The 25635-nt window shown below is 65.5% G+C and carries 29 protein-coding genes and 1 tRNA gene; 10 read left to right on the top strand and 20 right to left on the bottom strand.

The window, feature by feature from the left end; translation table 11 throughout:
- Positions 1-116 precede the first annotated feature (116 nt).
- The 6 genes from Q0Q48_RS14680 to Q0Q48_RS14655 all read right to left on the bottom strand — a co-directional run bounded on the left by Q0Q48_RS14680 (position 117) and on the right by Q0Q48_RS14655 (position 3911).
- A complete protein-coding gene (locus Q0Q48_RS14680; protein ID WP_295138957.1) occupies positions 117-752 on the bottom strand; it encodes a hypothetical protein in 636 nt (211 codons plus the stop codon).
- A gap of 155 nt (positions 753-907) precedes the next feature.
- The gene (locus Q0Q48_RS14675; protein ID WP_295138955.1) at positions 908-1726 is read right to left on the bottom strand and encodes a Crp/Fnr family transcriptional regulator; all 819 of its coding nucleotides are present in this window, start codon (positions 1724-1726) and stop codon (positions 908-910) included.
- Between the two features lie 37 nt (positions 1727-1763).
- Positions 1764-2210 (bottom strand): potassium channel family protein, encoded by a 447-nt coding sequence (locus Q0Q48_RS14670; protein WP_295138953.1) that lies wholly within the window; start codon positions 2208-2210, stop codon positions 1764-1766.
- A 7-nt stretch (positions 2211-2217) separates the two neighbouring features.
- A complete protein-coding gene (gene cax, locus Q0Q48_RS14665; protein WP_295138951.1) occupies positions 2218-3312 on the bottom strand; it encodes a calcium/proton exchanger in 1095 nt (364 codons plus the stop codon).
- Positions 3313-3332: 20 nt separating this feature from the next.
- The gene (locus Q0Q48_RS14660) at positions 3333-3671 is read right to left on the bottom strand and encodes a hypothetical protein (protein WP_295138949.1); all 339 of its coding nucleotides are present in this window, start codon (positions 3669-3671) and stop codon (positions 3333-3335) included.
- 15 nt (positions 3672-3686) lie between these two features.
- On the bottom strand, positions 3687-3911 hold the full coding sequence (locus tag Q0Q48_RS14655) for a hypothetical protein (RefSeq protein WP_295138948.1): 225 nt from the start codon (positions 3909-3911) through the stop codon (positions 3687-3689).
- Positions 3912-4066: 155 nt separating this feature from the next.
- On the opposite strand from Q0Q48_RS14655, the gene Q0Q48_RS14650 reads away from it, so the two are divergent.
- The 7 genes from Q0Q48_RS14650 to Q0Q48_RS14620 all read left to right on the top strand — a co-directional run bounded on the left by Q0Q48_RS14650 (position 4067) and on the right by Q0Q48_RS14620 (position 10333).
- Positions 4067-6214, top strand: coding sequence for a DUF3141 domain-containing protein (locus Q0Q48_RS14650; RefSeq protein WP_295138947.1), 2148 nt, complete (start codon positions 4067-4069; stop codon positions 6212-6214).
- Positions 6215-6233: 19 nt separating this feature from the next.
- The gene (locus Q0Q48_RS14645) at positions 6234-7187 is read left to right on the top strand and encodes a phosphate acetyltransferase (protein WP_295138945.1); all 954 of its coding nucleotides are present in this window, start codon (positions 6234-6236) and stop codon (positions 7185-7187) included.
- Between the two features lie 6 nt (positions 7188-7193).
- Entirely contained in the window at positions 7194-7973 is a 780-nt protein-coding gene (fabI, locus tag Q0Q48_RS14640; protein ID WP_295138943.1) for an enoyl-ACP reductase FabI, read from the top strand.
- 14 nt (positions 7974-7987) lie between these two features.
- Positions 7988-9169, top strand: coding sequence for an acetate/propionate family kinase (locus Q0Q48_RS14635; protein WP_295138942.1), 1182 nt, complete (start codon positions 7988-7990; stop codon positions 9167-9169).
- A 258-nt stretch (positions 9170-9427) separates the two neighbouring features.
- Positions 9428-9652 carry a hypothetical protein gene (locus tag Q0Q48_RS14630; protein ID WP_295138941.1) on the top strand — a complete coding sequence of 75 codons (225 nt, stop codon included), beginning with the start codon at positions 9428-9430 and terminating at the stop codon, positions 9650-9652.
- A gap of 76 nt (positions 9653-9728) precedes the next feature.
- Positions 9729-9959, top strand: coding sequence for a hypothetical protein (locus tag Q0Q48_RS14625; RefSeq protein ID WP_295138940.1), 231 nt, complete (start codon positions 9729-9731; stop codon positions 9957-9959).
- Positions 9944-10333, top strand: a complete 390-nt coding sequence (locus Q0Q48_RS14620; protein WP_295138938.1) for a hypothetical protein — start codon at positions 9944-9946, stop codon at positions 10331-10333. Before Q0Q48_RS14625 ends, Q0Q48_RS14620 begins: the two co-directional genes overlap by 16 nt.
- A gap of 216 nt (positions 10334-10549) precedes the next feature.
- Here the strand turns inward: Q0Q48_RS14620 and Q0Q48_RS14615 are convergent, their stop codons facing one another.
- From Q0Q48_RS14615 to Q0Q48_RS14580, 8 genes are all read right to left on the bottom strand, one after another.
- The gene (locus tag Q0Q48_RS14615; RefSeq protein WP_295138936.1) at positions 10550-10795 is read right to left on the bottom strand and encodes a hypothetical protein; all 246 of its coding nucleotides are present in this window, start codon (positions 10793-10795) and stop codon (positions 10550-10552) included.
- Positions 10792-11430 (bottom strand): M50 family metallopeptidase, encoded by a 639-nt coding sequence (locus tag Q0Q48_RS14610; RefSeq protein ID WP_295138934.1) that lies wholly within the window; start codon positions 11428-11430, stop codon positions 10792-10794. The genes Q0Q48_RS14615 and Q0Q48_RS14610 overlap by 4 nt, the downstream gene beginning before the upstream one ends.
- A 36-nt stretch (positions 11431-11466) precedes the next feature.
- Positions 11467-11542 (bottom strand) — tRNA-Glu (locus Q0Q48_RS14605).
- 42 nt (positions 11543-11584) lie between these two features.
- Positions 11585-13405, bottom strand: a complete 1821-nt coding sequence (gene recJ / locus Q0Q48_RS14600; protein WP_295138932.1) for a single-stranded-DNA-specific exonuclease RecJ — start codon at positions 13403-13405, stop codon at positions 11585-11587.
- Between the two features lie 61 nt (positions 13406-13466).
- On the bottom strand, positions 13467-14465 hold the full coding sequence (glpX, locus tag Q0Q48_RS14595) for a class II fructose-bisphosphatase (RefSeq protein WP_295138930.1): 999 nt from the start codon (positions 14463-14465) through the stop codon (positions 13467-13469).
- A gap of 30 nt (positions 14466-14495) precedes the next feature.
- Positions 14496-15788 carry a homoserine dehydrogenase gene (locus tag Q0Q48_RS14590; RefSeq protein WP_295138928.1) on the bottom strand — a complete coding sequence of 431 codons (1293 nt, stop codon included), beginning with the start codon at positions 15786-15788 and terminating at the stop codon, positions 14496-14498.
- 25 nt (positions 15789-15813) lie between these two features.
- The gene (locus tag Q0Q48_RS14585; protein WP_295138925.1) at positions 15814-17070 is read right to left on the bottom strand and encodes an LL-diaminopimelate aminotransferase; all 1257 of its coding nucleotides are present in this window, start codon (positions 17068-17070) and stop codon (positions 15814-15816) included.
- 19 nt (positions 17071-17089) lie between these two features.
- Positions 17090-18340 (bottom strand): OmpA family protein, encoded by a 1251-nt coding sequence (locus Q0Q48_RS14580; protein WP_295138923.1) that lies wholly within the window; start codon positions 18338-18340, stop codon positions 17090-17092.
- A gap of 192 nt (positions 18341-18532) precedes the next feature.
- Between Q0Q48_RS14580 and phaC the strand changes: the two genes are divergently transcribed.
- Entirely contained in the window at positions 18533-20347 is a 1815-nt protein-coding gene (phaC, locus tag Q0Q48_RS14575; RefSeq protein WP_295138921.1) for a class I poly(R)-hydroxyalkanoic acid synthase, read from the top strand.
- On the opposite strand, the gene Q0Q48_RS14570 is transcribed toward phaC, so the two are convergent.
- The 5 genes from Q0Q48_RS14570 to Q0Q48_RS14550 form a co-directional block, all read right to left on the bottom strand.
- The gene (locus Q0Q48_RS14570; protein WP_295138919.1) at positions 20344-20640 is read right to left on the bottom strand and encodes a hypothetical protein; all 297 of its coding nucleotides are present in this window, start codon (positions 20638-20640) and stop codon (positions 20344-20346) included. The two genes, phaC and Q0Q48_RS14570, sit on opposite strands and share 4 nt — an antisense overlap.
- Before the next feature lie 56 nt (positions 20641-20696).
- Positions 20697-21233: a gamma carbonic anhydrase family protein gene (locus Q0Q48_RS14565; RefSeq protein WP_295138915.1), complete on the bottom strand. Its 537-nt coding sequence runs from the start codon at positions 21231-21233 to the stop codon at positions 20697-20699.
- Between the two features lie 67 nt (positions 21234-21300).
- Complete coding sequence (gene rpsI, locus Q0Q48_RS14560) at positions 21301-21783, bottom strand: 30S ribosomal protein S9 (protein WP_295138913.1); 483 nt, start codon at positions 21781-21783, stop codon at positions 21301-21303.
- Between the two features lies 1 nt (position 21784).
- On the bottom strand, positions 21785-22264 hold the full coding sequence (rplM, locus tag Q0Q48_RS14555; protein ID WP_295138911.1) for a 50S ribosomal protein L13: 480 nt from the start codon (positions 22262-22264) through the stop codon (positions 21785-21787).
- Positions 22265-22380: 116 nt separating this feature from the next.
- A complete protein-coding gene (locus Q0Q48_RS14550; protein ID WP_295138908.1) occupies positions 22381-22800 on the bottom strand; it encodes a PaaI family thioesterase in 420 nt (139 codons plus the stop codon).
- Positions 22801-22833: 33 nt separating this feature from the next.
- On the opposite strand from Q0Q48_RS14550, the gene Q0Q48_RS14545 reads away from it, so the two are divergent.
- Together Q0Q48_RS14545 and Q0Q48_RS14540 are read left to right on the top strand one after the other, a co-directional pair.
- A complete protein-coding gene (locus tag Q0Q48_RS14545; RefSeq protein ID WP_295138905.1) occupies positions 22834-23631 on the top strand; it encodes an enoyl-CoA hydratase in 798 nt (265 codons plus the stop codon).
- 69 nt (positions 23632-23700) lie between these two features.
- Positions 23701-24678: a tripartite tricarboxylate transporter substrate binding protein gene (locus Q0Q48_RS14540; RefSeq protein WP_295138902.1), complete on the top strand. Its 978-nt coding sequence runs from the start codon at positions 23701-23703 to the stop codon at positions 24676-24678.
- Positions 24679-24760: 82 nt separating this feature from the next.
- Here Q0Q48_RS14540 and Q0Q48_RS14535 read toward each other — a convergent pair whose 3' ends face one another.
- Positions 24761-25522, bottom strand: a complete 762-nt coding sequence (locus tag Q0Q48_RS14535) for a class II aldolase/adducin family protein (protein WP_295138899.1) — start codon at positions 25520-25522, stop codon at positions 24761-24763.
- Positions 25523-25635: the final 113 nt, after the last annotated feature.

The following is a 25635-nucleotide window of genomic DNA, read 5'->3' as shown; positions in this document are numbered from 1 at the left end:
GGCCTTTGATTTTGGTCAAGCAAGGCCATGGCATGCGGGCACAAAAAAGCCGGACGCTGCATGATCGGCAACGTCCGGCATCACTGGTCCTGTCGCCGGAACCGGCGACTGCCGCCCTAGCGGATGATCTTCACGGCGATCGCCGTCTGGTGCGTCCAGACGGTATTGACGACGTCGCCGGGCTTCAGAGAGGCCAGCGACTGCTTGCCGGCCGCAGTCAGAACCTGCGGCATGGTGATGACCTCGCCGCTGTTGGGAGACGGCTCTTCCGGCTTACCGTTCGACGCATTGATCAGCCAAAGGCCGCCATTTTCCGGGGTCACCTTGGTGACCATGCCGGACATGCTCCACATGCGGATCGGCTCGCGCGCCCCGGGAATACCGGTCAACTGCGCCCCCTTGTCGATCAGGGCCTTGGCCTGGGCGTCCGTCTGCGGCGATTTCTTGGCGATCAACACGTCGATATGGTCGAAATAGTTGCAGTCGACGATCATGCCTTCCCGCAGCGACGGGTAGTTGGTGACCAGGTCGGCCGCCCGCATCTTGATGCGGCCCATGTCCTCCCAGGTGATGTTGAGGATGCGACGATCGGGATGGAGCCCGTCGATCTTGCCGCGCTTGAAGTTCTGGTAGTTGTTGGTGACCACGAATTCCTGCGCCGAGGCCGTCGTGGCAAGCGTTGCGATACCGCCAGCGGCGAGAGCGCCTCCGGCCAGCAGCTTCAAGGCATTGCGGCGGGATGAATACGTCATTGTCGGTCTCCCCCTCGGTTTGAATTACGGCCGCTCCCCAGCCTGCCTGGGCAAGGGATCCACGTACCATGGTAGCAAGCCTCGGCCGCCGAGCCATGCCTGTCATTGATCGATATCAAACCATCGGGGCAGGTCATGAAGCCCCTTCCACGGTACTACCCCGTCACCTTGCCGGCGTCGCGAAGGCGCTCGAAGTCCAGGATCACGACTTCGCCGCTCTCGACCAAGGCGATGATATTGCGGCTCTTCAGCTTGCCGATGGAGCGGCTCACCGTTTCGATCGTCAGGCCGAGATAGTCGGCGATCTCGTTCCGGCCCATATGCAGCGTCAGCGGCTGGGCGAAGGAGACATGCCGCTCGGCATAGAGCGCGCTGATCTCCGCCAGAAAGTGCGCCACCCGTTCCGTCGACCGGAGCTGCCCCAACACCAGAGACAGCATGCCGGATTGCTTCAGCGCGCTCGAGAGTGCCTCGACGAGCGCCGCGGCGAGGTCGGGGTGCTGAGCGACGTAGGCGTCGAATTTTCGGCGATCAAAGGCACACGCTTCCACGTCGGTCAGCGCTTGCCCCTCGAAGGCATAGCGGCCGTCCCTGTCGAGATAGCCGACGCAATCGCCGGGCGCGCGCAGGGCCGTGATCTGCCGGCGGCCGTCATCGAGCGTGTGCGCGACCGCGACGATGCCCTTGCGGATCTTGAAGAAGGCGCCAATGGGATCTCCGGCACGAAAGAGCGTTTCGTGTCTTTTCCAGTGCCGGATACCGCCAAGGGAAAGCAGATGCTGAAGCCGGACGTCGTCGAGCGGCCTGCAAAGATTGAGTGTTCTGCCGATACACGAATCGCAGGGCAGGCTCGATGGCATCTTGAGCGGTTGCAGCGCGCCGAACGCGAGCGGCCTGCCGGGAATTGCACCGTTACGCACCATGCAATCATAACATACCAGCCATGACGAAGCCACCTGCGGCGCCCCGAACATATGGCAATCCGCTTTCAGGAGCCCCTGAGACGACTTGTCAGCGGACGTGCCTGTCCGATGGAACCGCCGGAAGGGTCAGCAGTGTCCGGCGCAGAACGTCGAAGATCACCGCGGTCGACCAGCCGAACATCAGCACCCCGCACATCGCGGTCGTCGGTCCGATCAGGCGCCATTGCTGAACGGGGATCACGTCGCCGTAGCCCAGCGTCGTGTAGTTCACGAAGGCGAAGTAGAGAACATCCGATCCGGGAGGCGCGGCGCCCACCATCGCGTAGGTCACCGCCCAGACAAGGACCTCGAGGCCGTGCGCCATCATCAGGACCGACACCGTCGCGACCATGATCGTGACCAGCACCAATGACGGCCCCAGCCTGGAGGTAGCGGCCGCACCCTGGGCCACGCGCACCAGCACCAGCATGACCAGGGCATGGATGACGATATTGCAGATGGAGGCGACCGCTCCCACGACGAACTGTAGCAGCATGATCCGACTATGCCGGAATCGCGAACACGGTGATTGCCATGACCACATAGACGGCGATGAGCTGCACGCCGATGAACCATGTGGACTTGCCATCCAGGAGCAAGATCGAGGCGACGAAGGTGGCAGCCAGCACCAGGAACACTTCGACGCCGGAGAAAGCCAGGGTGAGCGGCTCGGGGGCCACCACGAGGCTGAGCAGCACCAGAAGAGGTGCGACGAACAGGGCGATCTGCGTGCTGCTGCCGATGGCGATGCCGACCGCCATCTCCATGCGATTGCGCATGGCAACCAGCACCGCGGTACTGTGCTCCGCCGCGTTGCCGACCACCGCAACCACTACGACACCGACGAACAGGTTGGAGAGTCCCAGCGCGGCGGAGGCATGCTCGACCGTGCCGACCAGAATCTCGCTCATCCAGACGATCAGCAGCGTGACGGCGGCCATGACGCCGACCGTGAGCGACAGGGGCCATGGCATTCCGTGATGCTCCCCTTCGACTGCCGGTGCCTCCCCACGGAAGAGATCGGCGTGGGTACGCAGCAGGAACAGGAGGCTGAGCGCATACACGACCAGCAGCACCACCGAGACCACGACGCTGAACCGGACCGAACGGCTTGCCATCTCGCCCGAGCCGATGGCGGCGAAAACCGACGGCACCAGGATCGCGATGGCGGCCAACGCCATCATGCCGATCTGCGTGCGTACACCGATGGTGGCGAAGTTCTGGATCTTGTGCCGCAGCCCGCCCGCCAGGAAGGCGGCGCCCAGCACCAGCAGCAGATTGCCGATGATCGAGCCGGTGAGCGACGCCTTGACGACGTCGAGCATGCCGGCGCGCAGCGCTACCAGGGCGATGATGAGTTCGGCAGCGTTGCCCAGTGTGGCGTTGAGGAAGCCGCCGATCCCCTCGCCGAAGCGCGCCGCCAGCTTCTCCGTCGCCACGCCCAGCAGGCCGGCCAGCGGAACGATGGCGACACAGGCAAGCACGAAGACCAGGAGTGGCGAATCGGGCCGCGCATGATGCATCCAGGCGGCGATCGGCACGGCGAGCAGCAACCAAGACAACGGCGCCTCGGCCAGCACGCGGCGTACCGAGTTCATGAGTTGCTCCGAGATAGCCGTCAGCGCTTCGGAAGCCGGCTCGACTCCACAGCGACCGCCCGATCGATCACCGTGAAGAGGTAGGCGTCGGGGGAAAGCGTGCACCCGCCACGCACTAGGTGCGCGAGCTGAGCGCCCATTTCACCGTCGGGGATCGAAACACCGCGGTGCCGGGCGGCATGTTCCGCCAGGAAGACGGCCAGGGAGACGCGCTGGTCCGGCGGCAGCGTATGGGCTTCCCGACAGGTGACGTAAGCCGCCCTGTCGAAGGTCAGGTTCGCAGTCTGAGCGAGTACAGTCGATGCACCGGCAGTCAGAACGCCGAGTGCGGCCAGTCCGGCAAGCGTCGTGGTTTTCATGCGGCGTCCTCCGGCTTAGTTCTTGTTGCCGATGGCCGTGCCACCGATATAGCCGACAGCCCCGCCGATCAGGCCGGCGCCCACCACCTGCCCGAAGCTTCCGCCGGAGACCATTCCGATACCCGTGCCCAGGGCCGCTCCGGTAACCGCACCCTTCTGGCCCGGCGACATGTTCTCGAACTGGTCGCAGCCGCAGGTCGTGCCTGCCACCGCAACCAACAAAGCGATCGTACGCATCATGATGTTTCCCCTTCAGACAACATTGTGAAGGCATTCGACAGTCATCGAATTGACTAAAATCAAATTGACCCCAGGGTCGCTTGATTAAGGTCAATGACGCAGTGCAGCGTAAGGTGGATCAAGGGCGGACCTTCCGGAACCCGGGGAACGCCGTCATGGCAGACCGAGCCAGTCCCAACATCTTCCAGGAATACTGGATCGACGCCTGGCAGAGGTCGATCCTGAGCCTCGACGTGCTGCGGGAGCGCGGCAATACCTTCGTCACGCGGGCGGCCGAGGATGCGCCGCACGTGCTGGGCTTTGCCTTCGACGTGGTGCTGGACGGACGCACCCTCCCCCGCCCGGTGAACTACGTTCTCGTCAGCGTGACACCTCCCGAGGGCACGGTCATCGATCCGGCCAAACCACCCTACGTTGTCGTCGATCCTCGTGCGGGACACGGCCCCGGCATCGGCGGCATGAAGCACGAGAGCGAGATCGGTGTCGCCCTCGCCGCCGGCCACGCCTGCTACTTCGTGGGCTTCCTGCCCAAGCCCATGCCGGGACAGACGATCGCCGATGTCTGCGTCGCCGAAGCGGCCTTCCTCGAAGCCGTCGCCGCGCGCCATCCCGAAGCGGAGAGCAAGCCGGTGGTGGTCGGCAACTGCCAGGCGGGCTGGCAGATCATGATGACCGCCGCCATCCGTCCCGATCTGTTCGGCCCCATCCTGCTGGCGGGCTCGCCGCTTTCCTACTGGGCGGGAGTCCGGGGTCGCAATCCGATGCGGTATCTCGGCGGCACGCTGGGCGGCACATGGCTCACCGCCCTCGCAGGCGACCTCGGCAACGGCACGTTCGACGGGGCGAACCTCGTCGCCAATTTCGAGTCGCTCAACCCGGCGAACACCTACTGGGAGAAGCCCTACAATCTCTATGCGAAGGCCGACACCGAAGCGGCGCGCTTCCTCGATTTCGAGACCTGGTGGGGAAGTCCCGTCACCCTGAACGCCGGCGAGATGCAATGGATCGCCGACAACCTCTTCGTCGGCAACAAGCTCACCTCGGGGGACATTCTCACGGCCGATGGAACCCGGGTCGACCTGCGCAACATTCGCTCGCCGATCATCGTGCTGTGCTCCTGGGGAGACAATATCACGCCGCCGCAGCAGGCGCTGGGCTGGCTGACTGACCTCTACGATCACGAGGACGAGATCGTCGCCAACGGCCAGACGATCGTCTACACGCTGCATCAGACGATCGGCCATCTCGGCATCTTCGTGTCGAGCAAGGTCGCGACCAAGGAGCATGCCGAGTTCGCTTCCTGCATGGAGATGATCGACCTGTTGCCGCCCGGCCTCTACGAGGCGGTCATCACCGAGATCGACGAGAAGACGGTCAATCCCGGCCTGATCAGCGGCAAGCACCTTTTCCGGCTCGAAGCGCGCACGCTCGACGACATCCGGGCCTTGGGCGCGAACAGCGACGAGGACCAGCGGCGATTCGCCACCGCGGCGCGCGTCTCCGAGATCGGCACCGGCCTGTACCGGACGTTCGTCCAGCCGGCCGTCCGGGCGATGGTCAGCCAGCAGTCGGCCGACCTGTTGCGAGAGACCCATCCGCACCGGATGCGGTTCGCCGCTTTCTCAGATCGCAATCCATTCATGGCGCCGGTCAAGCCGCTGGCCGATTCCATTCGCGCCGACCGCAGACCCGTCTCACCAGACAATCCCCTGCTCACGATGGAGAAGGTCACCGCAAGCTGGATCTCCACGTGCTGGGAGAGCTATCGCCTGGTCCGCGATGCCATGACGGAAGCGATGTTTCTCGGGACCTACGGTTCGCCCGTCCTACAGGCGCTGGTGGGACTCGCAGCCGAAGAGACACCAGCTCCTCGGCATCCGGACCGCGCCCAGGAGGCCATTGCCGTGGCCTGGCGTGCGGAGATGGACAAGAAGTTCGAGGTCGGCGGTCTGGTCGAGGCCGTCCTCCGTTCCATCATGTACGTGCGCCGGCCCCAACGGAGTGCGGACGAGCGCGGCTTCTCGGTGCTGCAGGCCATACGCCGCATGCAGCCCGCCAACCGGCGCCTGAGCTTCGGCGAACTGAAGACACTGTTTCGCGAACAGTACCTGCTGTTGTATCTCGACGAGGAACGAGCGGTCCGGGCCCTTCCGCTCCTGCTGCCCGACGATCCGGAACTGCGGTTGCAGGGATGGCGGGTCGTCGAGGAGGTGCTCGGGGCGTCCGGCGACCTGCCGCCGGAAGGGACCGACCGCATCGACCGCCTGCGCCAGCTTTTCGCGGCGACACGGCATTCGCGCTGACCTGAAGAGAGGATTTGACGTGACAGCACCCACAGCGCGGCCGCATGAAAAATACGACCGGCTGATCACCGTCGCCCGCAACCATCCACCAATGGTCACTGCCGTCGTCCATCCCTGCGATACGGTTTCCCTCGAGAGCGCCGTTCTGGCCGCGAGCAGCGGTCTCCTGAAGCCCATCCTCGTCGGCCCCTCGGCACGCGTCCTCGATGTTGCCTGCCAGGCTTCCCTCGATATCGGCGCCTTCGAGATCGTGGACTCGGAACACAGTCACGATTCGGCAGCCAGGGCGGTCGAGCTCGTGCGCTGCGGGCGCGCCGAGGCGCTCATGAAAGGCAGCCTGCATACCGACGAACTGATGGGCGCCGTCGTCGCCCGGACGGACGGGATCCGGACCGCACGGCGCATCAGCCACTGCTTCGTCATGGATGTACCCGGCCATGACCAGGCGCTCATCATTTCCGACGCCGCCGTGAACATCGCGCCGACGCTGGAAGACAAGGTCGACATCGTCCAGAACGCCATCGACCTCGCCCATGCACTCGACATCGCCCAACCGCGGGTCGCGATCCTGAGCGCAATGGAGACGGTCAACGCCAAGGTCGCCTCGACCATCGATGCCGCGGCCCTGTGCAAGATGGCGGAGCGCGGCCAGATCAAAGGCGGAATTCTCGACGGGCCGCTCGCGCTCGACAATGCGATCAGCGTCGAGGCCGCCGCCATCAAGAACATCGTCTCGCCAGTCGCGGGCCGGGCCGACGTGCTGATCGTGCCGGACCTCGAGGCCGGCAACATGCTGGCCAAGAGCCTCACCTTCCTGGCCGGCGCCGATGCCGCCGGCATCGTCCTCGGCGCTCGCGTGCCGATCATCCTGACGAGCCGGGCCGACTCGGTGACGACGCGCCTGGCGTCCTGCGCCGTGGCCTGCCTCGTCGCGGCGGCGCGGCGCTCGAACGCGGCAACCGCAATCCCCTGAGGAACCATGAACGAACCGACCCGCCCCATCCTCGCCGGCAAGAAGGCTCTGGTCGTCGGCATCGCCAACGACCAGTCCATCGCTTACGGCTGCGCCAGGGCCTTCCGCGAAGCCGGCGCCGAGATTGCCGTCACCTGGCTCAACGAAAAGGCACGCCCCCATGTCGAGCCCCTCGCCCGCGAGCTCGAGGCGCCGATCACGGGCCCGATGAACGTCGCTGAACCCGGGCAACTCGAAGCCGTGTTCGGGGAGATCGAGCGGAAATGGGGCCAGCTCGATATCCTGGTCCATTCGATCGCCTTCGCGCCGATGGCCGACCTGCAGGGCGGTCTGCTCGACTGCTCGGCGGAGGGTTTCGCCAAGGCCATGGACATCTCCTGCCACTCGTTCGTCCGCATGGCGCGCCTGGCCGTTCCGCTCATGAAGGACGGCGGCACGATGTTCGCGATGAGCTACTACGGCGCAAACCGGGTCGTGCCGAACTACAACGTCATGGGGCCGGTGAAGGCCGCCCTCGAAGCATCCTGCCGCTACCTCGCCTACGAGCTCGGCCCGCAGCGCATCCGCGTCCATGCGATCTCGCCCGGCCCCCTGAAGACCCGCGCCGCGTCCGGCCTCAAGGATTTCGAGCTGCTGCTCAACGAAGCGGCCCGGAAGGCGCCGCTGGGCGAACTCGTGGACATCATGGACGTGGGCTACACCTGCGCCTATCTGGCCACGCCCTACGCGCACCGCGTGACCGGCGGCACCGTCTATGTCGACGGCGGCACGAACATCGTCGCCTGAGAAAGAGACGGGACATGGACAAGACCGGCTGCATTGCCGTCCTCAACGCGGGCTCCTCGAGCATCAAGTTCGCGATCTACGATGCTCACGAAGATGGCACGGAACTCTTCCACGGCCAGGTCGAAGGGCTCGGCACCCGCCCGCGCCTGAGGATGCACACTGCGGACGGCACCGTCGTCGCCACACGGGACTGGCCGGACAACGGGCTCGATCATCGCGCGGCCACCGCCGAGATCATGTCGCTGGGACGCGAGCTGCTGGCGGGGCGCCCCGTGCTGGCGTTCGGCCATCGTGTCGTGCACGGGGGCACCGCCTATGCCGCGCCGATCCGGGTCGACGCGTCCGTCATGACCGAACTCGCGAAGCTCGTTCCGCTCGCACCCCTGCACCAGCCGCACAATCTCGCACCCATCGCCGCGATCCTGGAAGCCGCGCCGCACCTGCCCCAGATCGCCTGCTTCGACACGGCCTTCCATCGCAGCCAGCCAGCCCTCGCCCAGCAATTCGCCCTGCCGCATGCGCTGACCGCCGAGGGCGTGAAGCGTTACGGATTCCACGGCCTGTCCTACGACTATGTCGTGGGCCGCCTGCGGGAGACGGAGCCCGCACTGGCCGGATCCCGGCTGATCATCGGCCACCTCGGCAACGGCGCCAGCCTGTGCGCCGTCCGCGACGGACAGAGCGTCACCAGCACGATGGGCTTCACGGCGGTCGACGGGCTGATGATGGGGACCCGCACGGGCGCTCTTGACCCGGGCGTCCTGTTGTACCTGCTGGAGGAGCGCGGCTACGACGCGAAGGCCATCGAGGACCTGCTCTACCGCAAGTCCGGCCTGCTGGGCGTCTCGGGCATCTCGTCCGACATGCGCACCCTGCGCGCCTCACCCGCGCCCGAAGCGCGCGAGGCCATCGACCTGTTCGTCTACCGCATCGTCCGCGAAATCGGATCCCTGGCGGCTGCACTGGGCGGCGTAGACGGCATCGTCTTCACGGCCGGCATCGGCGAGCACGATCCTGCAACGCGCGCCGAGATCGCTGCCGGCTGCGCCTGGCTGGGATTGAAGCTCGATCCCGTCCTCAATGTCGGCGGCAACGGCCGCATCAGTGCCGAAGGATCGGCCATGTCGGCCTGGGTCGTGCCGACGGACGAACAACGCATGATCGCCCGCTACACGAGAGCCGCCTTGCGCGGCTGAAGTTCGGAGTGGCGTTCCCTACGGGAGCGGACGAAGCGACCTCCTAAACGCGCAATAGTGGCGCCGTTATTGCGCTCTTGGCAGCTATCGGGTACTACAAAAACCTACTCCAAATCGTCCCGCAGTCGTGGCCGCCAAGTCTATCCGCTTCCCCCGCTACGTCGTAAAGCAGCACAATCGATTTTGGGCTCGCTTCGGCGTGCCTGAAGACGTCCGGCCGGCTTTCAATGACAAGCCCGAGTACTGGGTAACCCGCCAATGTGTCTCGCAGCCCCCAGCGCGCCCGCTGTAGTCCAGCAGTCGACCCCGCTCCCACCGCCCCCGCCGAACCAGACCCCGAAGGCCCCCAATCTCGATCCGCAGGTACAGAACCAGCGGGAGAATGCGTCTACCCAGCGCAAGGGCACCTCGATCTTCCGCAACGACCTGACGATCCCCACAGGCGGCGGCGCGACTGGTAGCGGCGTCAACATCCCCAAGTAGGCCGCACGGCCCTTCCTACTCACCACCATCGCGCCCTCAGGCTTCCCGCTTGGGGGCGCTTTCATTTGGAGCACCTATGCAGAAACTTCCCGAGAAGGCCGACGACCTGATCGACGAACTCGACAGAGCTTTCGCCCTTCGCAACCTGCCTCCCGACATGCCGTACCACGAGATGCAGCGCGAGCTTGGTAAGCGCGACGTGATCGACTTCCTCCGCGCCCTACAGACCGAGCGGGCCGAGCAGGTAGCCAAAGAGTTTGGCGGCAAGGGCAGCGCCGAGGAAATCGGGCAGTGGTCGACGCGATGAACACGACAGAAGCGCCTAAGCCGTCTTTCCGAGCCCGGATCGACCGCAACACCCGCAAGCTCGTCCTGCCTGTCCCCGTCTCCGGTCTCGCCCGGTTCGCCATTAAGGGCATCTGGCGCGACTTCGCCACCGAGGGGCCTGACCCTACCGTGGTCATCCTAAAGGCCCGCGCGAAGATCGCGAAGAGGACCACCGAGCATCGCCTTACCGACGATGCCTCCTTCCAGCTTCCGGAGACCGTCCAGCATGTCGAGCTAGAGGTGCTGTATCCAAGCGACCACGCGCACCTCGAAGTCTCGATCACGCCCATAGAGCCGGGACCAACGGCGCGCCAGCGCAAGCTTGAGAAGTTCCTTGAGCGCCGCGCGGCGTAGGAAGGGGAAGCCGAAGAAGCCTCTGGGGCCACGCAAGGCCCTGGAGGCGAAGGCCTTACGTTTGGGCGCCAAGATCATGGCCAAGCAGCGCAAGAAAGCTGGGGAGCACTCGGGGCCCGCCGTGGCCTTTGATGATGCTACTGGATGGGCTGACGTGCCGCGTTACACGTCGCCTAAGCTTGAGAGCAAGAGGCGGTTCGTTTGACGCTAAGGCGCCTACGGCGAGTGGCCCTCGTCCTGACCGGACTGCGTGGGCATTCCTTCTAGTAGCTTCATATAAGTTGGCTCGATATCCTTGAAGGTCAGCACCTCAAAGATTTGATTCTTGATCGAGTCAGCCGTGTCTTTCAGATGGCTTCCTGTTATCCCGTTTTCAGTTAGCCAATTCTTGAGAACCTTCAGCCTGTCGGCTCCATCAGGAAGATGAGCTTCGGTAAACGTTGGCAGAGACAGGCCATTCACGACAGCGTTAGCCGTTCCAGCTTCAGGCTCCTAATGAGCGTTTCTCTCCTGTCATCCAGCAGAGGCGAAACAACGGCCCTGAATTCCTCGCCAGACAGCTTCCATGCCTTGTTGATCAATTCATCCGACGCCACTAGCACCGCGCCCCATACGTAGTAGTCGTGCAGTAGGCTCTCAACGGCGCGGTAGGCGTTTTCAAGCAACTGGTAAAACGGCTCGTCGCTATCGGCTGACGCATCCGCGTGCGCCGCGTTCAGATGCGCGCTAATCAGGGCTGCCGCTCTGGTCGAATCGTGCGCCCAGCTACAGTGCCCCCTTCCGTCCACCAGCGCTTCGGGCCGGTCGGTGATTTTCCTCTGAGCTACTTCCCCGGCTATCGAGATCAATAGGTCCTCTCGCCACTTCTCTGCAGGAAAGGCGTCTTCTAGGTCCATCCCGCCATTGCGAGTCTGGGGATTGACGCGGATTTCTGACACCTTGGCGCCAAATATGTGAGCGACAACGGCGTGCCCAACCTCGTGCGCGGCCAGTTCAAAGCCTTCTGCGGGAAGCATTACGGACCTACTCCAAAAACCTACTCCAAATCGGGCTAAGCAACAGCATCGCCAAAGGTCACTGAAACGCCTGAGCAGCAATGTTTTATGGATATTATCGACAAGTCCAGCAGGCGCTGGCGTTCCCTACGGGATTCGAACCCGTGTCGCCGCCGTGAAAGGGCAGTGTCCTAGGCCTCTAGACGAAGGGAACGAAGCCGAAGAGCGGCTGAGATACCGGCTTGAACGCCGGAAATCAAGCGAGCACAGAGCCGGCAGTGGTGGCGGCGTCGTCGATCTGCAGGCGAACCGTTTCGCGGCCACCAAAACGGTCGATTTTGAGCGATCCGGCGACATGCAGCACGGGCCGCGCGGAATCCATCAGAGCAGGCCCCAGGGCGCTCTCGTTGGCCCGGAATGCGATGGCGTCGACCCGGCCGCGCTCTGCCCCCACCAGGGTGCAGCGGACATGCCCCTCGCCCACTGGCTGGGCATAGCTGACGCGGACGCCGGTGAGAGCGAAGCGCGGCTGCGCATTGCCCGCGCCGAACGGCCCGGCGCGCTCGATCATCGACACCAGTTCCGCGGTGGCGGCCGCTGGCGCCAGGGCGGCGTCGATCCCGAGTTCGCGGACCGGCGGCGCGGCGCCGAGTTGCGGGGCGATCCGTTCGTCGAGGAAGCGGGTCAACTCGGGCAGTGAATCGCGCCCCACGGTGAGGCCGGCCGCCATGGCGTGGCCGCCGCCGTTGACCAGCAACCCCGCCTGGCGTGCCGCGATCACGACGGCGCCGAGGTCGACGCCACGAACCGAGCGGCCCGAGCCCTTGCCCAGCGCCCCGTCCATGCCGACTACGAAGGCCGGCCTCCCGTAACGCTCGACCAGGCGACTGGCCACGATGCCGATCACGCCGACATGCCACCCCTCGCTCTCGACCAGCAGTGCCGACGGCAGGCTGTTGCGATTCGGCCCGTACATGGCCTCGATCCGGGTGATCGCCTGGTCGAGAACATCCCGTTCGATGGCGCGGCGCTCGGCGTTGAACTCGTCGAGCCGGACGGCGAGCGCACCGACCTCGTGCGGATCGTCGCTGGAGAGCAGGCGCGCCCCGAGATCGGCCTGGCCGACGCGGCCGCCGGCGTTGACCCGCGGCCCCAGCAGGAACCCCAGGTGATAGGCCTCCGGAGCCTCCTTGAGACGCGCCACGTCGGCGAGCGCCGTGAGCCCGGCATTGCGGCGCTGTGCCATCACCTGGAGACCGGCTTTCACCAGGGCACGGTTGACGCCGAGCAAGGGCACGACATCGCAGACCGTGCCCAGCGCCACGAGGTCTAGCCATTGCCGCAGATCAGGCTCCGGCCGCGCCGTACCGTACCAACCGGCCTCACGCAGCGCGCGGTTGACGCCGACGGCCAGGAGAAAGGCGACGCCAACGGCGGCCAGATGCTTGTGCGGGCTTTCGTCGTCCAGCCGGTTGGGATCGACCACGGCCACCGCCTCGGGCAACGCGATCTCGGCCATGTGGTGGTCGATCACGATCAGGTCGAGGCCGGCGCGTTTGGCTTCGGCCAGCGGCTCGAAGGCGGTGATGCCGCAGTCGACCGTGACGACGACCGAGGCGCCCTCCTCCCTGATCTTGAGCAGCGCCGGCGCATTGGGGCCGTAGCCTTCCTTGCGCCGGTCCGGGATGTAGACGCCGATATTGCCGCCGACGGCGCGGAAGAAGCGCAGCAGCAGCGCCGACGAGGTGGCGCCGTCGACATCGTAATCGCCGAACACGACGATACGCTCGCCCGTCCGCACGGCACGCACCAGGCGGTCGACCGCGGCGTCCATGTCCTTGAGGTGCGACGGGTCGGGCAGGAACTTGCGGAGCGTCGGCTCGAGGAAATCCCCGACCGAGTCGAGGCCGACGTCGCGCGCCGCCAGTAGCCGGCTGATTGCGTCGGGCAGGCCGTGGCGCTGCGCGATCGCCAGCGCCTGGCGCTCGTCGCCGAGCCGCGTGGCCCAGCGCTTTCCCGTCAGCGAGCGCTCGACGCCCAGAAAGGCCGGGCGCTCGGTTCTTGAAACGTCGGACATGCGGCCACCCTAGCCCACGGCGCGGTGGATACGCGCCGGGAGTCGGCCGACGATGCCGGGCTTACGCCCAGCTCGGCAGGCCGGTTTTGATCGAGAAATTGTGGTGGGCAGACACCCAGCGCACGGTGCCGGTCTTGGACCTCATCACGATGGAATGCGTCTCGGCGCCGTTGTGGAAGCGGCGCACGCCCTTCAGCATCGAACCCGAGGTGACGCCAGTGGCCGCGAACATAACGTCGCCCTTGGCCATGTCGGTCATCGAGTACTTGCGGTTGAGGTCCGTGATGCCCCACTTCTTGGCACGGGCCTTCTCGTCGTCGTTGCGGAACAACAGCCGGCCCTGGATCTGCCCGCCGATGGCGCGCAACGCCGCCGCCGCCAGCACGCCTTCCGGCGCGCCGCCTGACCCCATGTAGATGTCGATGCCGGAATCGCCGGTCGAGGTGGCGATCACGCCTGACACGTCTCCGTCGCCGATCAGCATGATGCGCGCACCGGCCTCGCGGACCTTGGCGATCAGCTCGGAATGACGCGGCCGGTCGAGGATGCAGACCACGAGGTCGTTAACGTCGACCTTCTTCGCCTTGGCAAGGTCGCCGAGATTCTGCGCCACGCTCTTGTCGAGATCGACGATGCCATCGGGAAGGCCGCCGCCGACGGCGATCTTGTCCATGTAGACGTCGGGCGCGTTGAGGAACCCGCCGTGCTCGGCCATCGCCATGACGGCCAGCGAATTGGGCAAGCCCTTGGCGGTGATGGTCGTGCCTTCCAGCGGGTCGAGCGCAATGTCGATCTTCGGTCCGCCGCCCATGCCGACCTTCTCGCCGATATAGAGCATCGGCGCCTCATCGCGCTCGCCCTCGCCGATCACGACGGTGCCTTCGATGTTCAGCGAATTGAGCGAGGTGCGCATGGCGTCGACAGCGGCCTGATCGGCCGCCTTCTCATCACCGCGGCCCATCAACTTGGAGGCGGCAAGGGCAGCCGCCTCGGTCACCCGCACCGCTTCCAGCGCGAGGTTGCGGTCCATCTTGCCGGTCTCTTCTCTCATCTCGGCCATCGTCTCCTCCGCGGCGTCTCTTTTCGCCCTCTAGAAAGCCTCTATCCTGATCATGCACGGCTCCTCGGCGACAGCGCCGAGCTTGGCGATGCGCGACAGGGCGCGCTGCATCGCAGCCTCTTCGGTTTCATGGGTGGTCAGCACCACCGGTACTTCTCCCGACTCGGAGCGGCCGCGCTGCAGCATCGATTCGAGCGAGATGCGTTCCTTCGCAAGCGCGCCCGACACGGCGGCGATCACGCCCGGCCGGTCCTGCACCATCAGGCGCATGTAGTAGGCCCCGACATGGCGGTCGATCGGCGACGCCTTCTTGGTCGCAAGCTTGTCGGCCGGGACGACGAAGGCCGGCATGTGCCGTCCGCGCGCCACATCCACCAGGTCGGCGACGACGGCCGAGGCGGTCGGCCCCTGCCCGGCGCCGCGACCCTGGAACATCGTCGTGCCGACGTAGTCGCCTTCGACGACAACGGCGTTGAACACGCCCTCGATGTGGGCAATCGGCGTGTCGAGCGGCACCATGCAGGGATGCACGCGCTGCTCGATGCCGTAGCGTGTCTCGCGCGCCAGGCCCAGCAGCTTGATACGGTAACCGAGCTCCTCCGCGAACTCGATGTCCATCGAGGTGATGCGGCGGATGCCTTCGACATGGACGCCCGCGAAGTCGACCTTGGCCCCGAACGCCGCACCGGTCAGCACCGCGAGCTTGTGGGCGGCATCGATACCGTCGACGTCGAAGGTCGGATCAGCCTCGGCGTAGCCCGCCGCCTGTGCCTCGGCCAGCACGACGCCGAAGTCGCGGCCGGTCTCGCGCATGGTCGTCAGGATGTAATTGCAGGTTCCGTTGAGAATGCCATAGAGCCGCTTCACGCGGTTGCCGACCAGGCCCTCGCGCAGCGCCTTTATGATCGGAATGCCGCCCGCAACCGCCGCCTCGAAGGCGAGGATGCGCTGCTTCTTCTCCGCCGCCGCGGCGAGTTCCGCGCCGTGCAGCGCGAGCAGCGCCTTGTTTGCAGTGACGACATGCTTGCCCGAGGCCAGCGCCTTCTGCACCAGACGGCGCGCCACGCCACCGGAGCCGCCGATCAGTTCGACGACGACGTCGATGTCCGGCGCGGTCGCCAGCGCCATCGGGTCCTTCTCCCAGCGCAGGCCGGTGAGGTCGATGTCGCGCTTCTTGGACTTGCTGCGGGCACTGACGGCGACGACCTTGAGAGGCCGTCCGCCACGCAACGCGAGAAGCCGGCCATGTTCGGCCAGCAGCTTCACCACGCCTGCACCCACGGTGCCGAGCCCGGCGATGCCGATCCTGAGAGGAGAATTCATGGGCGCCTGATACGACAGGATGGGGTCAGGCGCGAGCCTTGATCGGTGTGATGTTGTCCCCAACACCGCGCAGGTACAGGTCGATGGAGCGGCCCGGGTCGGCCAGCACCTGCCGGATGTTGCGGACGGCCTGGCGGATACGGTGCTTGTTCTCCACCAGCGCGATGCGGACATGCGCGTCGCCATGCTCGCCGAACCCGATGCCGGGCGACAGTGCGACGTTGGCCTGGGTCAGCAGCAGCTTGGAAAAGGCCAGCGATCCCAGCTCGGCGAAGTCCTTGGGCAGCGGCGCCCAGGCGAACATGCTGGCCGACGGTGACGGCAGGTCCCAGCCCGCGCCCTTCAGCCCTTCGATGAGGACGTCGCGCCGTTCCTTGTAGGTGTTGCGGGCCTCCTCGATACAGTCCTGCGGCCCATTCAGTGCGGCCGTCGCCGCCACCTGGATCGGCGTGAACGCGCCGTAGTCGAGATAGGACTTGATGCGGGTGAGCGCCTGAATGAGCGTCTTGTTGCCGGCCGCGAAGCCCATGCGCCAGCCGGCCATCGAGTAGGTCTTGCTCATCGAGGTGAATTCGATCGCGATGTCTCGCGCACCGGGTACCTGCAGCACCGACGGCGGCGGCACGCCGTCGAAATAGATCTCGGCATAGGCCAGGTCGGACAGGATCCAGATGCCCTGGCGCTTGCAGAAATCGACGATGGCCGCATAGAAATCGAGATCGACGACCTGGGCCGTCGGGTTGGACGGATAGTTCAGCACCAGCGCCAGCGGCTTCGGCACGGCATGGCGCACCGCCCGCTCGAGGGCCGGCAGGAATTCCTCGATCGAGGTCGAGCCCGGCACCGGAATGTGGCGCACGGAACCGCCGGCAATGATGAAGCCGTAGGGATGGATCGGGTAGCTGGGATTGGGCACCAGGACCGTATCACCCGGCGAGGTGATCGCCTGCGCGAGGTTGGCGAGACCTTCCTTCGAGCCGAGCGTGACGATGATCTCGCTCTCGGGATCGAGTTCGACGCCGAAGCGACGCGCATAGTAGGCGGCCTGCGCCTTGCGCAGACCGGGAATCCCGCGCGAGGCGGAGTAGCCGTGGGCGCGCGGATTCGCAGCGGCCTCGGCGAGCTTGGCCACGATGTGCGGGGCCGTCGGCAAGTCGGGGTTGCCCATGCCGAGGTCGATCACGTCCTGGCCGGCGGCGCGGGCGCGCGCCTTCATGGCGTTCACTTCCGCGAAAACGTAGGGCGGAAGGCGCTTCAGGCGGTGGAATTCCGAGTCGTCCATGTCTTTCTTCCTTCGGTGCCTAGAAGTCGATGAAGACTTCGACGCGCCGGTTGGCGGCGAGCCCGCGGGCGGTACTGGTCTGGTAGATCGGCTCCTCGTCGGATGCCGCTTCAGCGACCATCTGGCTGGTCGGCACGCCCAGCCGACGGAGTTCCTGGGCGATCGCCAACGCGCGACGGCGCGACACATCGAGATTGTCGCGGTCCTGCGCGGCGTGCGCCACAATTCGGACGATCCCGCCATTCTCGCGTTGGATCTTGGCCACGCGCGCCAGCACCGTGGAGTCCACGCCGTCCAGCCCTGCTGAAGAGGGTCCGAACTGGATCACGGCGACCTGCAGGGAGCCGTCAAACGGCGGCGACGTCAGCGCGCTGAACGGCACCTCGCCCGACTGGGCCATCGCGATGTTGCCCTTGACCGGCATCGGCTCCGCACACGCATCGCCGACAGGCTCCGTGAACGCGACCTTCAACGGCGCAAGCGTCATGACCGAGCCGACGTCGAAGCCCGGCGGCAGCCATCCCGGCTGCGGCGCGAAGGCCTTGTTCGGATCCGTCGGCGCCGCCGGAGCGGCCGGCGTGGGCTCGGGCGCTGCGGCCGGCGGCGCACCGGTCGTCACCGAGCCAGGCTCAGCGCCAGGCGGAGTCCAGCCGGGCGGCGGGCTGAAGGCCCCGTTTGGATTGCCCGAAGGCGCCGGTGCGGGTGCAGGAATGGGCGCAGGCGTTGCGGCGGGATCGGGCGCTGCGGTCGGCGGCGCCATCGGTGCGCTCGTCACTGGGACCGGCGGCGGTACAGGGGCTGAGACCGGTGCCTGATCGGACGTGATCGTTCCCGCGCCCACCGGCGGCGCACCGACAGGGGCTGCCGAAGGAGCTGGCGCGCCCTCCTGCTTCTCTTTCGCCTTCTCTTCCTTGTCGGCGGCCTCCCGCTCCAGGCGCGCTTCACGGTCCTTCCGGTCGCGCTCCGCCTGCTCCTTCTCGATGGCGTCGCGCTGGGCCTTCTGGCCGCCCTTGTCGGCGATGATCGAACCGATCGGAGGGGCCCGCTCGTCGCTGCCCACGACACCAACGTCATATTGCGGGTTGGCGGGAGCCGGCGGAATGCTGGCGGATGGCTGCACGCCCTTTTCGGCCCCGGGACGCGGCGGTGGACCAATCGGCGTCGATCCGCCGATCCAATCGCAGCCACTCAGGAGGGCGAGCGCCGACACGCCGAGCAGGCCGAGCCAGCGGCCGCTGCCGTTCGTGTCCTGGTGTCGCTGCATCGTCATCACCCGCTGTGTACGCTTGAAAGCCGATTTTCCGCCTGTTTAGCGGAGACCGGGAGGAAATTTGACCCGTCAGTTGTCGCAGCCTACCTATGAAAGGCAAGTGGCGGCCCGGGTCGGCACTAGTTATGGTACCGGGGCGTTGAATTTACCGCAAGAAACGCCACAAAGGCAATGATTCGGAAGGGGAAACGCATGTCCGATAGTCCCGCCCCCGCAGCCCTCGGCGGCCTGTCCCCGGAGGAGTCCGAGAAGCTCCAGGAGGCCTTCAAGGACATCGCCACGCGCAGCCAGAAACTGCTGCAGGACTTTTCCCAACGCTATCAGGCCGACGGCCAGCAGCCGGCCGACCCGCTCCATCTCACCCAGACCTTCATGGATTTCACGGCCAAATTGCTGGCCGACCCGAACCGGCTGGTCCAGGCGCAGGTCGAGCTGTGGCAGCAATACATGAAGCTCTGGCAGGTCACGGCCCAACGCATGATGGGCCAGACGGTCGAGCCGGTGGCCGAGCCGGCCCGCGGCGACAAGCGCTTCAACGATCCGGCCTGGAAGGACGAGGTCGTCTTCGACTATCTGAAGCAGTCCTATCTGCTGACGGCGCGGTGGCTGCAGGGCACCATCAAGGAGGTCGAGGGCGTCGACGACAAGACCGCCCGCAAGGTCGATTTCTATACACGCCAGTTCATCGACGCGATGTCGCCGTCGAATTTCGCCCTGACCAACCCGCAGGTCGTGAAGGCCACCGTCGAGACCAAGGGCGAGAACCTGCTCAAGGGCCTTCAGAACCTGCTCGGCGACCTCGAGCGCGGCAAGGGCCGGCTCGAGATCCGACAGACCGACATGGACGCCTTCAAGGTCGGCGGCAACGTCGCCACTTCGCCCGGCAAGGTCGTCTATCAGAACGATATCATCCAGCTCATCCAGTACGCGCCGACCACCGAGGAGGTCTACGAGATCCCGCTGCTGATCGTGCCGCCGTGGATCAACAAGTTCTACATCCTCGACCTCAAGCCCGAGAATTCGTTCATCAAGTGGGCTACCGAGCAGGGCTACACGGTGTTCGTCATCTCCTGGGTCAACCCAGATGAGCGCCTCGCGAAGATGTCGTTCGAGGACTACATGAACCAAGGCCCGCTCGCCGCGCTCGACGCCATCGAGAAGGCGACGGGACAACGCAAGGCCTCAGCGATCGGCTATTGCATCGGCGGCACGCTGATGGCCGCGACGCTGGCCTATATGGCCGCCCGCAACGACGACCGGATCGTGGCCTGCACCTTCTTCACCGCGCAGGTCGACTTCAGCGAACCGGGTGAACTCGGCGTCTTCATCGACGAGAACCAGCTCGCGAGCGTCGAGGAGATGATGGGCAAGAAGGGCTATCTCGAAGGCAGCGAGATGGCCACGACCTTCAACATGTTGCGGGCCAACGATCTCATCTGGTCGTTCGTCGTGAACAACTACTTGATGGGCAAGGACCCCTTCCCGTTCGATCTTCTGTACTGGAACGCCGATGCCACCCGCATGCCGGCGGCGATGCACAGCTACTACCTGCGCAACATGTACCAGAAGAACCTGCTCAGCCAGCCGGGCGGCATCGTTCTCGACAACGTCCCGATCGACCTGCGCAAGATCCGGATTCCGGTCTACATCCAGGCCGGCAAGGAAGACCACATCGCGCCGGTCCGTTCGGTCTACAAGGCGACCCAGTTGTTCAGCGGACCGGTGCGTTTCATGCTGGCGGGCTCCGGCCACATCGCCGGCGTCGTCAACCCGCCGCGAAACAAGAAATACCAGCACTGGCTGAACGAGACGACGAAGAACCCGCCGACGCTCGCCGAATGGCAGGCCGGCGCGCAGGAATTCCCGGGCTCGTGGTGGCACGACTGGGACAAGTGGCTGTCGGCCCTCTCCGGCCCGAAGGTCCCTGCCCGCGTGCCCGGCACCGCCGGCCTCCCCGCGATCGAGGATGCACCCGGCAGCTACGTGAAGGTGCGGTCCGGCGTCTAGCGGCCCCAATCGGGATCTGGGACGCCCATTCGCTTTTCGCGAAGAACGGCTTCCATTGCCGCGATCCCCTCCAGATAGTGGCCCTTGTCGCAATCGATGCGTGCCCCGATGCGGGTCATGTTGCGCGCTCCATCGGTGACACCTTCGCCCCGACTCTGGCCATAGTAGTCGAAGTATTTGATCAACTGCTCGCAACGCGCTTTGCTCGGAGGAACCTGCGCAAAGGCGATGGGCGCGGCGATTGCCGCGGCGATGAGCAGGAGGAAGACCGAGGGGACCAGGATTGAGTGCATGCGCGACGAACGCGCTGCAGCGTATCGGGTTCCGGAATGCGCGCCCGTGCCGCGCCCTACTCTGCCGCCTTGGGACGCTCGTTCCTATAGGCCTGTCCAAGCCGGACGTACGCGGCCGCAGACCTTCGGAAGGACTCGATATCCTTCTCGGTGATGTCCCTCATCTTCACAGCAGGATTGCCGGCCCACAACTCGCCCTTGCGCACGATCTTGCGCGGCGTAACCACGGCACCCGCCGCGACCATCGCGCCCGTCTCGACCACGGCCTCGTCGAGCACCGTGGAGTGCATGCCGATGAAGGCGTCGTCCTGCACCTCGCACGCGTGCAGCAACGCCAGGTGACCCACCGTGACGTTGCGGCCGACCACCGTGCCGACGCCGCGCGCGGCGATATGAATCACCGTCCCGTCCTGGATGTTGGAGTTCTCGCCGATCCTGATGCCCGGACCGTCGCCGCGCAGGACCGCGCCGAACCAGATGCTGCAGTTCGCGGCGATCTCGACCTCGCCAATCAAGGTCGCATTGGGCGCAATGAAGGCCGTGCTGTGGACCTGGGGCACGAAGCCGTTGAACGGCACGATGAAACCGGACATGGAAACGACACTCCACAAAAACGAAGGGCGCCCTGAGGCGCCCTTCGAAGATATCGGAAACGCGGGTTTAGCGCTTCGAGAACTGGAAGCGGCGACGCGCACCGGCGCGGCCGTACTTCTTGCGCTCTACGACGCGGCTGTCGCGGGTCAGGAAGCCGTTGGTCTTCATCGCACCGCGCAGACCGGGCTCGAACTTCGAGAGCGCCTGGGCGATGCCGTGACGGACCGCGCCGGCCTGGCCCGACAGACCGCCGCCGGAAACGGTGGCGACCACGTCGAACTGGCCGTTGCGCTGCGACACGTCGAACGGCTGCTGGATCATCATGCGCTGCGTCGGACGAGCGAAGTAGATCGTCTGGTCGCGGCCGTTGACGATGATCTTTCCGGTGCCGGGCTTGACCCAGACGCGGGCGACGGCGTTCTTGCGGCGGCCGGTGGCGTAGGCACGACCCTGCGCGTCGATTTCCTTTTCGCGCGGCGCACCGACATTCTGGGCGGCGGCCGTGGGGGCCTTCTTCAGTTCGGCAAACGACGAAAGTTCGGTAGCCATGTTAGCCGATCCTCGAATTCTTGCGGTTCATAGCGGCGATGTCGAGCTTCTCGGGCTGCTGCGCCTCCTGCTCGTGCTTCGGCCCGGCATAGACGCGCAGGTTCTTCATCTGCGCACGGCCGAGCGGGCCACGGGTGATCATGCGCTCGACGGCCTTGATCAGGACGCGCTCCGGGAAGCGGCCCTCGAGGCGCTTGCCCAGGGTCTCGCCCTTGATGCCGCCGGGATGGCCGGTGTGCCAATAGAAGACTTCGCGCTCGGCCTTGCGGCCCGTGAGGCGCACCTTCTCCGCGTTGATGACGACGATATTGTCACCGCAATCGATGTGCGGCGTGAACGTCGGCTTGTGCTTGCCGCGCAGGCGCATGGCGATGATCGTGGCGAGCCGGCCGAGCACGAGGCCGTCGGCGTCGATCAGAAACCACTTCTTCTGCACTTCGGCAGTCTTGATACTGGCAGTCTGGTGGGTGAGGGCTTGCATGGGTCTTTCTTCCAATGAGCGCGCGCTTATGGAGAGAGACGCTGGGCTTGTCAAATCGCTAAAATAATCCAAATGAAATCAATAACTTACAAGCGCGGTATCATATTACCTCCCATTTAAGCCTTGGGCGGTATGGCATATGTCACGGTCGCGTGCGCCACCGGATCGGGCTTGCCGGCGCTCCAGATCGTGAAGTCCCCGACCGCCAGGGTCTTGCCGAGCTTCAGCAATCGTCCCTCTCCAATCAGGTCCACCGGCTCTGGCTTGCGCATGAAGTTGATGTTCAGATTGGTCGTGACCGCCAGCGCCACCGGCCCGAGCTGGCCCAGGATCAGCAGGTAAAAGCCGCAATCGACCAGCCACATGAGCGTTGGGCCCGAGATCGTCCCGCCGGGGCGCAGATGCCGCTCGTGCGTCGGCAGGCGCAGACGGATGGTCTTGTCGTCGAGATGCTCGATGGCGAGGCCGAGATGCGCAGCCTGCGGAAAGTGCTCGCCGAGAAAGGCCATCAACTCGGCTGGCGACATCACCGGCATGACGCCCCTTCCCTCTTCCCATAGACTGCCGCCATGACCGCCGCCTCCAACGAATCCGTCCTGCTCCGCCGCGACGAAGGCCGCGTCGCCTTCCTCACGCTCAACCGTCCGCACGCCATGAACGCTCTCTCCGGAGATCTTATAGACGCGCTGCAGGCGGAACTCGACAGGCTGGCCGGCGACACCAATATCCGCTGCGTCGTCCTCGAGGCCAGTGGTGAGCGCGCCTTCTCGACCGGCCACGACCTGCGCGAGGTCGCCTCGACCCGCGACTATGCGGCCCACCACGATCTCATGAAGCGCTGCTCGGCGATGATGATGTCGATCGGACTCCTGCCCCAGCCGGTGATCGCAAAGGTGAAGGCGGTTGCCACCGCCGCCGGCTGCCAACTCGTCGCCGCCTGCGATCTCGCCGTCGCCTCGAGCACCGCCACGTTCGCGACGTCGGGCATCAACAACGGCCTGTTCTGCGGCACTCCTTCGGTGGCGGTTGGCCGCTCCATCGGCCCCAAGCGCGCGCTGGACATGCTGCTCACCGGCCAGTTCGTCGACGCCGACACGGCGCTGCGCGACGGCCTCGTGAGCCGCGTCGTGGCGCCTGCCGATCTCGACCGCGAGACCAAGGCGCTGGCTGACCATATCGCCGCCCAGCCACCGCAGCAGATCGCTTCGGGCAAGGCAATGTTCCGCAAGCACATGGAGATGACCGTCGAGCAGGCCTACACCTACGCGACCGACTTCATGGCCGGCGCCCTGCAGCGCGAAGATCCGCAGGCCGGCATCGACGCGTTCGTGAACAAGAAGCCGAAGCCGGAGTGGAAGGGCCGATAGCGGCCGGCGAAGTTGGCAAGCGGGCGCACAAGAATGCCCGCAGAGCATGAAATGGAAGGGAGGACACGTATGCGGGTATCGGAACTGTCCCGCCGTGCAGCCGTCGCGGCGGCCATGGCGAGTATTGGAGCGGCTGCTGTTCCGGCGGGCGCGCAGGATTTTCAGCCGGGCAAGCCCATCGTCATCGTCGCGCCGTTCGGCCCAGGCACGACCAACGACATCATCGCCCGCCTGCTCGCCCAGGACATGACGGCGACCCTGGGACAGAGCGTCATCGTCGAGAACAGGCCCGGCGCCACCGGCAACATCGGCGCCGACTTCACGGCCAAGGCCCGGCCCGACGGGCATACGGTGGTGATCGCGTCGTTGAGCAACATCATCAACCAGGCCACCGGCAACAACACGGTCAATCTGCTGAATGACCTGACACCGGTCAGCTTCACCGGCGGCGTGTACTACTCGATGTTCGTGCCCAACGAGCTGCCGGCAAAGAGCGTCGCCGAACTGGTCGAACTCGCCCGCAAGCAACCCGGCAAGATCAACTTCTCGGGCTTTGCCGGCGGCGTACCGCAGTTTCTGGGCGAGATGCTCAATCGCGCGGCGAAGATCGACATGGTGATGGTTCCCTACAAGAGCACGACCGACGCGCTGAACGACCTGCTGACCAATCGCATCCAGGTCTGGTTCACGCCGGTTGCCTCCGGCATCCCGGTCCACAACGCCAGGCAAGCCCGCCTGCTCGCCGTGACCGGCGAGAAGCGCGCCGCTGCCCTTCCCGACACCCCGACCTTCAAGGAACTCGGCTATCCCGACATCGTGGCCGACGTATCGTTCTACATGATGGCGCCCAAGGGTACGCCGCAGCCGATCGTCGACAGGCTTTATCGTGCAGCCGACAAGGCGATGGAGAACCCGAAGGTCAAGGAGGCCTTCCGGCTACAGGGCATCGAGGACCGGCGTGGCGGGCCGGCGGAACTGGGCGCCTATATCGTCGCAGAACTCCAGCGCTGGACTGAGATCGTGAAGCTCTCGGTGCCGCCGAAGTAGCGCCCACTCCTCCCGCCGGAATCAGAAGAGCGCGCCTCGCGGCGCGCTCTTTTTGTGTGCACGTCGACCAGCAGCTGGCGGGTTATTGCCGCCAGTCGGTGCCCTTGCCCTCGATCTGGCGCAGCGCCGCCTTCCAGTAGGTCATGCCGTATTCCGGGTTGGCGCGCTGCTGCTTGGCGCGCTCGCCGTACTGGCGGATGACGTCTTCCTCGATTGGCGCCGGCTCCTCGTCGAGGCTGCGGGCAATGACCTCGACCTCGCAGGCGCGCTCCAGCATGTACATGCGCCGCAGCGCGCCCTGGACCGTCGAGCCGACCGTCAGCAGGCCGTGGTTTCGTAGAACGACCGAGTTGCCACCCTGGCAGGAGACGCCCAGCGCATCGCACTCTTCCTGCGACGTCGGCATGCCGTACTCGTGATAGACGAGGTCGTCATAGACGGAGAGTGCGTCCTGGCTGATCGGGCGGATGCCCTTCTTCAGGACAGAGACGCCCGTGCCGGCCCGGGTGTGCGTGTGCATCACGCAGTTTGCATCCGGCCGCGCCTTGTAGACGCCGGAGTGGATGGTGAAGCCGGCGGCGTTGAACTTGCCGTCCTTGGCGTAGACGTTGCCGTCGATATCCATCTTCACGAGGCTCGAGGCGGTGATCTCGTCGAACAGGTCGCCATAGTTGTTGATGAGGAAGCACTTGGGCTCGCCGGGGATGCGCACCGTCATGTGCGTGTCGATCGTGTCAGTCCAGCCGAAATGATCGGTAATCCGGTAGAGCGCCGCCAGGTCGCAACGCGCCTGCCATTCGGCTTCGGTCATATCGAGCTTGTCGGATTGCACCACCGTATCCATCTCGCGCTCCTGCTTGTGTGTCTGTCGACGCCGCAACCCTCATCGTAACGCAACTTGCGCGAGGGGGCGATCCGCTCTCGCCCCTGCGACACGCAGAGCCGCCCTGCGAACCC

The organism is uncultured Reyranella sp. (assembly GCF_945957355.1).
In the GTDB taxonomy this organism is placed as follows: domain Bacteria; phylum Pseudomonadota; class Alphaproteobacteria; order Reyranellales; family Reyranellaceae; genus Reyranella.
The sequence above is the reverse complement of the archived record's forward strand: the minus strand, read 5'-3'. Positions and strand labels throughout refer to the sequence as shown.

Excerpts from the sequence above, each read along its gene's own strand:
- Q0Q48_RS14670 (WP_295138953.1), bottom strand. The coding sequence starts at position 2,210 with ATGCTGCTACAGTTCGTCGTGGGAGCGGTCGCCTCCATCTGCAATATC.
- Q0Q48_RS14630 (WP_295138941.1), top strand. The coding sequence starts at position 9,428 with ATGTGTCTCGCAGCCCCCAGCGCGCCCGCTGTAGTCCAGCAGTCGACC.
- glpX (WP_295138930.1), bottom strand. The coding sequence starts at position 14,465 with ATGGCCGAGATGAGAGAAGAGACCGGCAAGATGGACCGCAACCTCGCG.
- Q0Q48_RS14540 (WP_295138902.1), top strand. The coding sequence starts at position 23,701 with ATGCGGGTATCGGAACTGTCCCGCCGTGCAGCCGTCGCGGCGGCCATG.
- cax (WP_295138951.1), bottom strand. The coding sequence starts at position 3,312 with ATGAACTCGGTACGCCGCGTGCTGGCCGAGGCGCCGTTGTCTTGGTTG.
- rplM (WP_295138911.1), bottom strand. The coding sequence starts at position 22,264 with ATGCAAGCCCTCACCCACCAGACTGCCAGTATCAAGACTGCCGAAGTG.
- recJ (WP_295138932.1), bottom strand. The coding sequence starts at position 13,405 with ATGTCCGACGTTTCAAGAACCGAGCGCCCGGCCTTTCTGGGCGTCGAG.
- Q0Q48_RS14535 (WP_295138899.1), bottom strand. The coding sequence starts at position 25,522 with ATGGATACGGTGGTGCAATCCGACAAGCTCGATATGACCGAAGCCGAA.
- Q0Q48_RS14570 (WP_295138919.1), bottom strand. The coding sequence starts at position 20,640 with ATGCACTCAATCCTGGTCCCCTCGGTCTTCCTCCTGCTCATCGCCGCG.
- Q0Q48_RS14585 (WP_295138925.1), bottom strand. The coding sequence starts at position 17,070 with ATGGACGACTCGGAATTCCACCGCCTGAAGCGCCTTCCGCCCTACGTT.
- Q0Q48_RS14650 (WP_295138947.1), top strand. The coding sequence starts at position 4,067 with ATGGCAGACCGAGCCAGTCCCAACATCTTCCAGGAATACTGGATCGAC.
- fabI (WP_295138943.1), top strand. The coding sequence starts at position 7,194 with ATGAACGAACCGACCCGCCCCATCCTCGCCGGCAAGAAGGCTCTGGTC.
- Q0Q48_RS14580 (WP_295138923.1), bottom strand. The coding sequence starts at position 18,340 with ATGACGATGCAGCGACACCAGGACACGAACGGCAGCGGCCGCTGGCTC.
- Q0Q48_RS14545 (WP_295138905.1), top strand. The coding sequence starts at position 22,834 with ATGACCGCCGCCTCCAACGAATCCGTCCTGCTCCGCCGCGACGAAGGC.
- Q0Q48_RS14655 (WP_295138948.1), bottom strand. The coding sequence starts at position 3,911 with ATGATGCGTACGATCGCTTTGTTGGTTGCGGTGGCAGGCACGACCTGC.
- Q0Q48_RS14675 (WP_295138955.1), bottom strand. The coding sequence starts at position 1,726 with ATGTTCGGGGCGCCGCAGGTGGCTTCGTCATGGCTGGTATGTTATGAT.
- rpsI (WP_295138913.1), bottom strand. The coding sequence starts at position 21,783 with ATGGCTACCGAACTTTCGTCGTTTGCCGAACTGAAGAAGGCCCCCACG.
- Q0Q48_RS14635 (WP_295138942.1), top strand. The coding sequence starts at position 7,988 with ATGGACAAGACCGGCTGCATTGCCGTCCTCAACGCGGGCTCCTCGAGC.
- phaC (WP_295138921.1), top strand. The coding sequence starts at position 18,533 with ATGTCCGATAGTCCCGCCCCCGCAGCCCTCGGCGGCCTGTCCCCGGAG.
- Q0Q48_RS14625 (WP_295138940.1), top strand. The coding sequence starts at position 9,729 with ATGCAGAAACTTCCCGAGAAGGCCGACGACCTGATCGACGAACTCGAC.
- Q0Q48_RS14660 (WP_295138949.1), bottom strand. The coding sequence starts at position 3,671 with ATGAAAACCACGACGCTTGCCGGACTGGCCGCACTCGGCGTTCTGACT.
- Q0Q48_RS14590 (WP_295138928.1), bottom strand. The coding sequence starts at position 15,788 with ATGAATTCTCCTCTCAGGATCGGCATCGCCGGGCTCGGCACCGTGGGT.
- Q0Q48_RS14565 (WP_295138915.1), bottom strand. The coding sequence starts at position 21,233 with ATGTCCGGTTTCATCGTGCCGTTCAACGGCTTCGTGCCCCAGGTCCAC.
- Q0Q48_RS14680 (WP_295138957.1), bottom strand. The coding sequence starts at position 752 with ATGACGTATTCATCCCGCCGCAATGCCTTGAAGCTGCTGGCCGGAGGC.
- Q0Q48_RS14550 (WP_295138908.1), bottom strand. The coding sequence starts at position 22,800 with ATGCCGGTGATGTCGCCAGCCGAGTTGATGGCCTTTCTCGGCGAGCAC.